Origin of the sequence: Synechococcus sp. R5-12 (assembly GCF_047502655.1) — a bacterium.
In the GTDB taxonomy this organism is placed as follows: Bacteria; Cyanobacteriota; Cyanobacteriia; order Thermostichales; family Thermostichaceae; genus Thermostichus.
This window is the reverse complement of the sequence record NZ_JANSIM010000270.1, coordinates 1-6,278: the sequence shown is the minus strand read 5'-3', so window position 1 is coordinate 6,278 and position 6,278 is coordinate 1. Positions and strand designations below refer to the sequence as shown.

At 56.6% G+C, this 6,278-nt stretch carries 7 protein-coding genes; all 7 read left to right on the top strand.

Features of this window, described 5'->3' with window-relative positions:
- The first annotated feature begins 18 nt into the window (after nucleotides 1-18).
- The 7 genes from ruvC to rlmD all read left to right on the top strand — a co-directional run bounded on the left by ruvC (nucleotide 19) and on the right by rlmD (nucleotide 6,221).
- Nucleotides 19-525, top strand: a complete 507-nt coding sequence (ruvC, locus tag NW843_RS13100; protein WP_011432146.1) for a crossover junction endodeoxyribonuclease RuvC — start codon at nucleotides 19-21, stop codon at nucleotides 523-525.
- Between the two features lie 95 nt (nucleotides 526-620).
- Nucleotides 621-1,274: an LON peptidase substrate-binding domain-containing protein gene (locus tag NW843_RS13095; RefSeq protein WP_011432147.1), complete on the top strand. Its 654-nt coding sequence runs from the start codon at nucleotides 621-623 to the stop codon at nucleotides 1,272-1,274.
- Nucleotides 1,275-1,340: 66 nt separating this feature from the next.
- Nucleotides 1,341-2,159: an alpha/beta hydrolase-fold protein gene (locus NW843_RS13090; RefSeq protein WP_414523163.1), complete on the top strand. Its 819-nt coding sequence runs from the start codon at nucleotides 1,341-1,343 to the stop codon at nucleotides 2,157-2,159.
- Between the two features lie 39 nt (nucleotides 2,160-2,198).
- Nucleotides 2,199-3,257 carry an ATP-grasp domain-containing protein gene (locus NW843_RS13085; protein ID WP_414329283.1) on the top strand — a complete coding sequence of 353 codons (1,059 nt, stop codon included), beginning with the start codon at nucleotides 2,199-2,201 and terminating at the stop codon, nucleotides 3,255-3,257.
- 68 nt (nucleotides 3,258-3,325) lie between these two features.
- The gene (locus tag NW843_RS13080) at nucleotides 3,326-3,448 is read left to right on the top strand and encodes a hypothetical protein (protein ID WP_414523162.1); all 123 of its coding nucleotides are present in this window, start codon (nucleotides 3,326-3,328) and stop codon (nucleotides 3,446-3,448) included.
- Between the two features lie 39 nt (nucleotides 3,449-3,487).
- Entirely contained in the window at nucleotides 3,488-4,675 is a 1,188-nt protein-coding gene (locus NW843_RS13075) for a GNAT family N-acetyltransferase (protein WP_414523161.1), read from the top strand.
- 151 nt (nucleotides 4,676-4,826) lie between these two features.
- Complete coding sequence (gene rlmD, locus NW843_RS13070; RefSeq protein ID WP_414523160.1) at nucleotides 4,827-6,221, top strand: 23S rRNA (uracil(1939)-C(5))-methyltransferase RlmD; 1,395 nt, start codon at nucleotides 4,827-4,829, stop codon at nucleotides 6,219-6,221.
- Nucleotides 6,222-6,278: the final 57 nt, after the last annotated feature.

Genomic DNA, 6,278 nt, shown 5'->3' with positions numbered 1-6,278 from the left:
GAACAGTGATGTTCAGCAGTGTTCAGCGTAAATGTATCAGACACCCCACCTGAGCAGCGCATCCTCGGCCTAGATCCAGGTCTGGGAACCATGGGTTTTGGTTGCATTCTGGCGGGATCTGCGGGGTTGAAACCTGTGGATTATGGGGTGATCAGCACCCCCAGCCAACACTCGATGCCGGAGCGGCTGCAAACGCTGCACGAGGATTTGAGCCAGTTGCTGCGCCAACTGCGCCCGCATCAGGTGGGGCTGGAAAAACTTTTTTTCTACAAAATGGGCAATACCATTGCCATCGCCCAAGCCCGTGGCGTGATCCTGCTCACCTTGGCCCAGCATCATCTGTTGCCGGTGGAGTTTACGCCCGCCCAAGTCAAGCAAAGTTTGACAGGCTACGGACGCGCCGACAAGCAGGCTGTACAAGCTGCCGTGGCCCGGGAACTCAACCTGCCCAGCTTGCCCCGCCCGGATGATGCCGCCGATGCCTTGGCGATTGCCATCACAGTCTGGCACCACCGCTTCTCTTGAGGGATCCCCTCCCTGTCAATCCCCTACCTTTAGCAGAGATAAAGATTGGCCAATAAAGATGGGCTAGACTCAGTACAGCGAGAAGCACAAGCCCTATGCCTTCTTCTTCCGTGGATGTTCGCGAGCTACCGCTGTTTCCCTTGCCGGAGGTGGTGCTGTTTCCGGGCCGACCTCTGCCGCTGCACATTTTCGAGTACCGCTACCGCATGATGATCAACACCATTCTGGAGACGGATCGCCGCTTTGGGGTGCTGATGTTCAATCCCCAGACGGGATCCCCAGTGCGGGTGGGCTGTTGTGCTGAGGTGTTGCAGGTGCAGCGATTGCCGGATGACCGCATGGACATTTTGACCTTGGGGCAGCAGCGCTTCCGCGTCTTGGATTACGTGCGGGAAAAACCCTTCCGGGTGGGGCTGGTGGAATGGATTGAGGATGAGCCGACCACCCCTTCCGATGACCTGCAGAGCTGGGTGCGCCAGGTTACCACTCTCCTTCAAGATGTGGTGCGTCTCTCGGGCAAGCTAATGGAGCGGGATGCACAGTTGCCGGAGCAGCTCCCCACCACCCCCATAGAACTGTCCTACTGGGTGGCTAGCCACTTCCATGGGGCCCCCCAAGAGCAGCAAGCTCTGCTGGAAATGGTCAGTACCGAAAGGCGGCTGCGCCGGGAAGCCGAAATTCTCGAGTCCACCCGCAAGCACTTGGCCGCCCGCACGGCCCTCAAGGATCTGTTCACGGAAATTTCCTGAGGTTCCCGTTAACCGATCAGATTTGCTCTCATCTGTTCGGGTAGCTCTTGTGGACCTTTCCAGAGAGTGCCCTTTGCCTTTCTCGACCAGGCAGAGCAGAATGCTTCCCCCGGAAAGGTTGGGTATTTCTTGAGGATCCCTTCCCCGTTTTTCATGGCCTACGCTCGCCGCTACTTGCGCTTTCCCTCTCAGATCTTGGGCCGGGAAATGGAGATGCTCCACTTTGGGCATCACGGCTACCCGCTGATCTGTCTGCCCACCAGCAACGGGCGTTTTTTTGACGTGGAAGATCGCGGCATTATTGCCAGCCTCAGCCATCATCTGGAGCAGGGCTATTTGCAGGCTTTTTGCGTGGAAACCCTAGATTGGGAGACCTTTTTCAACCGCGAGCTGGACTTGCCCCAACGTCGGGATCGTTGGCTGTTGTTGGAGCAGCACTGGGTAGAAGAGCTGATCCCCTACGCCAAGGCCGAGGCGCAAAATGAGTTTCTGGTGGTGGCTGGGTTTTCCCTGGGAGCTACCCATGCTGTCAACCTCACCTGTCGGCATCCCGGCTTGGTGCGCCGTTGTTTGGCTCTGGGGGGGCCCTACGATGTGGCCGCTCTCGGCTCTGTCACCGGCTGGGATCCCCAACGGGCAGAGCAGGAGCTGTATTTCATCAACCCGCTGGCCTATATGTCCAACATGAGCCGGCAACTCTGGGATCAGTTGGGCGGGCGCAACACCGAGCTGAAGTTGCTCACCGCTCGCCACGACCACTGCCTCAGCGACAACCTGCGTCTGGCGGAAGTGCTTAGCCGCAACAACATCCCCCATCAACTGGAGGTATGGGAGGGGAATCACGATTGGCCCACTTGGCAAGCGCAAATCCGCGCCTTCGCGTAGGATCCCTTGCAGGGAATAGCTTTTGACGAGAGAGCTTTGATGATTGAAGACTATTGGGTTGGCAGCCTGCACTTCAGCGAGCCTTTCGGGGACGATACTCTGGCTCGCCTCAACGCACTTCCCCCTGTTCAAGCTCGCAACGGCCAAACTTACAAGATCCGGGCCGAACATGTCACCATTCATGAGGTGAACCTGGATTACCGCACCAAGTATCGCTTGATCCTGGATCGCTTCAGCTACCTTTACCCCCAAGCCATCGGCCTGTTCATGGGCTTTGCCTTTCGGGGGGTTTACCTCATCAACAACCCGTTTAGCTTTTATTACTACCTGCGCAACAAAGATGCTGCCTACATGGTGGTCAAAGAGCTGGGGATCTCCATCCCCAAAACTTACATTCTGCCCCCTAAAGAAGCCCCCGCATTGAAAGCAGAAGATTTTAAGTATCACAAGTTTTTCGATTGGCAGGGGATGGCAGAAGACCTGGGCTGGCCAATGGTGATCAAGCCGGCGGAGGGGCGAGAGGCCATTGGAGTAGAAATAGCCCACAACATGGAGCAGCTCCTCTATTTTTACGACCGCTCTGGATCTCAGGTGATGATGATCCAAGAGAAGGTCAAAACCCCTTACCCTTGGCAGATTCGCGCCCTCTGCATTGGCCGAAAGATCATTCCGATCAAGTATATCTTTCGCAAGTTCGATGCCAGCGAATATCTGTTTGATCCAGAATTTCTTACTCCGGAAATGGGCCAGAAAGTCATCAATACCTGTCGGATTATCAATCGAGTTTTGGGCTATGAAATGAACTCGGTGGAGCTATTTATCGACGAGCAGGGAGAGCTCCAGGCCATCGACTTTAACAATCCGGTGCCCGATGGACGGCTCAAGGCTTTGGGAGAGATCTTCTATAACGATTACCAGCAGGCCCTTTGCGATTTGGTCTTGGACATCGTGCGGGAACAGCGTCCTTTCGACTTCCTGCCCCCAGATATCAACCGCTTTGCTCACATTGCCCGACGGGCTGACCTCACCCGCGAGCAGAAGTTTCAGATGGCTTTGGAATTGGCCAACCGTTACTACGAGCCCAGGGATCCCGATTAAAATCAAACCAGAACCCACAAGTGTGGTTTTCCGCCGGAGAAGTTGTGGACGGGCAAAGGAGCAGCAGCGTGGTTTCCGACCCCGTTTCAGGGTGGTACGTGATCAAGCAGGCGCAGGGATCCTGCCAGGTGCTGCATTTGGCGGCGTTGAGTCGGCAGAAGCATTGGGGGGCCTTTTCCCGGCCAAGCTGAGGCGATTGGGCGGCGGGTTGGTCTGATCCGAGCAGGCAAATGTCAACCGGGTTAAAATGGCGCTGGTGCCACGATATTCGCGAGATCCCAGCAGGGGCCTGGCACGCCTTGCAAACGGAGCGCACCTCTCCTTTTTTGGAATACGAATGGTTGCACAGCCTAGAGAGCTCAGGTTGTGCCAGCCGCAGGACAGGGTGGCTGCCCTGTCACCTGTTGGTGGAGGCGGACGGCCAGTTGATTGCTGCTGCCCCCTTGTATTTGAAAAGCCACAGTCAAGGGGAGTTTGTCTTTGACCAAGAATGGGCTGCAGTTGCCGGCCAATTGGGGGAACGCTACTACCCGAAGTTAATCGGCATGGCCCCCTTCACCCCGGCCACGGGCTATCGCATCCTCGTCCATCCCGAGTATTCGGAAGCAGAGGTGTGGTCGTTGATGCTGGCAGCCATTGACCGGTTTTGCCAAGAGAAGGATATTTCGGTGTTTAGCTTGCTTTATGTAGATCTGGACTGGCGGACTCAATTGGAGTCGGATGGATTTACGCCCCGGATCACCCACAACTACCAGTGGCACAACCCCGGCTACCGCTCTTACGAAGACTTTTTGAGCCAGTTCAATGCCAACCAGCGGCGCAACATCAAGCGAGAGCGGGCTGCAATGGAAAAAAGCGGCCTAGAACTCAAGATTTACACAGGAGAGGAGATCACGCCCCGCCTGTTGTCTCTCATGTACGACTTTTACAGCAACACCTGCGCCCAATTTTGGAACTGGAGCAAATATCTCAATCGCCGCTTTTTCGAGTCTCTCTATCCCGACTATCGGGAGCGAGTTGTGCTGGTGGCCGGGGAACGGAATGCAGAAATTGTGGGGATGTCTTTTTGTATTCGTAAGGGAGATCGCCTGTTCGGGCGCTACTGGGGTTGTCGGGAGGAGGTGAAGTTTTTGCACTTTAACGTTTGCTACTACGAGCCCATTGCCCTCGCCATCCGAGAAGGGATCCGCAACTTTGATCCCGGCGCAGGGGGATCCCATAAGATTCGACGGGGATTTCCGGCCACGCCTGTGTACAGCTACCACCGCTTCTACAGCCGAAGGCTACAACAGGTTTTGGTGCCCTACCTAAACCGGGTTAACCCTCTCATGTTGGCCGAGCTGGAGAACGTGAATCAAAACGAGGTTCCTTTTCGAGAAGATGTTTTGCCTTCTCTATCTGCTTTGACCAAGGAGTGAACCACTTCATTGGATGGGGTTTTCAATCCCGTAAGCAGTTGGCCGCTGACATGCTTTTTGCCTTGCTACAGCTTTTTCCGGCAATGCTGACTCCAGCCAACACGACCTGACCTATGGTTATAGTTATTTCGAATTTCGGCGAAACAGCCTAATGGAACATCCGATCCCTTCCGGCCTTCCTGATCCCGTTAAACCTGGGGATCTCTTGGCGTTGGAGGTCACGGCCCTGACCACCCAGGGAGATGGCATTGCCCACACGGTAGGACTTGGACAAGGGCGAGTGGTGTTTGTGTCCCAGGCGGTGCCCGGGGATCAGGTGGTGGCCCAAATAACCGAGATCAAGCGCAACTACTTGGTCGGGCGAATTCGGTCGCTGATTTCTCCCTCTCCCCAACGGGTGCGACCAGCCTGCATTGTGGCGGACAAATGTGGTGGCTGCCAATGGCAACATGTCAGCTATGCCCAGCAATTGGCCACCAAGCAGCAAATCCTCAGGGATGCACTGGAGCGGATTGGCGGTCTTGCTCTGCCGGAGCCTGTCCCCATTTTGGGATCCCAGCAGCCGCTGCGCTATCGCAACAAGGTCACCTACCCCATGGCCAAACCGGAGGGCCAGCCCTTGCGCATGGGCTACTACCAACGGGGCAGCCACCGCCTGGTGAACCTCAACCAATGCCCCGTGCAAGACGAGCGGCTGGATGTGTTCCTGAGGGAAATCAAGCGGGATCTCCAAGAAACGGGCTGGAGTGTCTACGACGAAAGTCGTCACCAAGGTCATCTCCGCCACTTGGGTTTGCGCATCGGTCGCCGTACCCGCGAGGTGCTCCTGACCTTGGTCAGTTGCAGTCGTCGCCTGCCCCATCTGGAAAGCTGGGCCGAACGCTGGATGCAGCGCTACCCTGACCTGGTGGGGGTCTGTCTCAATCTCAACTCGGCCCGCACCAATGCCATCTTCGGCCCGGAGACTGAGGTGATTGCCGGTCGGGGGTCTTTGCGGGAGGAATTTGCCGGTTTTTCCCTCTGGATCGACAGCACCTCTTTCTTCCAGGTCAACACAGAGCAAGCAGAAGCCTTTTTTACCTGGATAGCCGACCAACTGAACCTGCGGGGAGAGGAAACCATCCTGGATGCCTACTGTGGCATCGGCACCTTAACCTTGCTGCTGGCGCAACGGGCGAAACGGGCGATGGGGGTGGAAGCTTTGCCGGAAGCGGTGGCCCAAGCCCGCTACAATGCCCAGTTCAACGGTATCGCCTCAGCCCAATTTTTCCAGGGCACGGTGGAACAGGTTTTGCCGACCCTGCCCCCTGCCGACATTGTGGTGCTGGATCCGCCGCGGCGCGGCTGCGACCGCCAAGTGCTCGAGACCCTAAAGCTGCGACGACCACCACGCATCGTCTACATTAGCTGTCACCCTGCCACTTTGGCGCGAGACTTGCAGATCCTACTGGCAGAGGGATCCTATCGCCTTACCCAATGGCGGGCGGCTGACTTCTTTCCCCAAACCGGGCATGTAGAGGGGGTGGCCTTTTTGGAGCGAGTTTGAAGAGTACGCACCCTGACCAAAAGGCGCGGCAAGCCCCGTCCTTCAGGGCGGGGAAGG

What these genes read in the sequence shown, in the direction of transcription:
- NW843_RS13085 (WP_414329283.1), top strand. Translation starts at nt 2,199, where the DNA reads ATGATTGAAGACTATTGGGTTGGCAGCCTGCACTTCAGCGAGCCTTTC.
- NW843_RS13075 (WP_414523161.1), top strand. Translation starts at nt 3,488, where the DNA reads ATGTCAACCGGGTTAAAATGGCGCTGGTGCCACGATATTCGCGAGATC.
- NW843_RS13095 (WP_011432147.1), top strand. Translation starts at nt 621, where the DNA reads ATGCCTTCTTCTTCCGTGGATGTTCGCGAGCTACCGCTGTTTCCCTTG.
- rlmD (WP_414523160.1), top strand. Translation starts at nt 4,827, where the DNA reads ATGGAACATCCGATCCCTTCCGGCCTTCCTGATCCCGTTAAACCTGGG.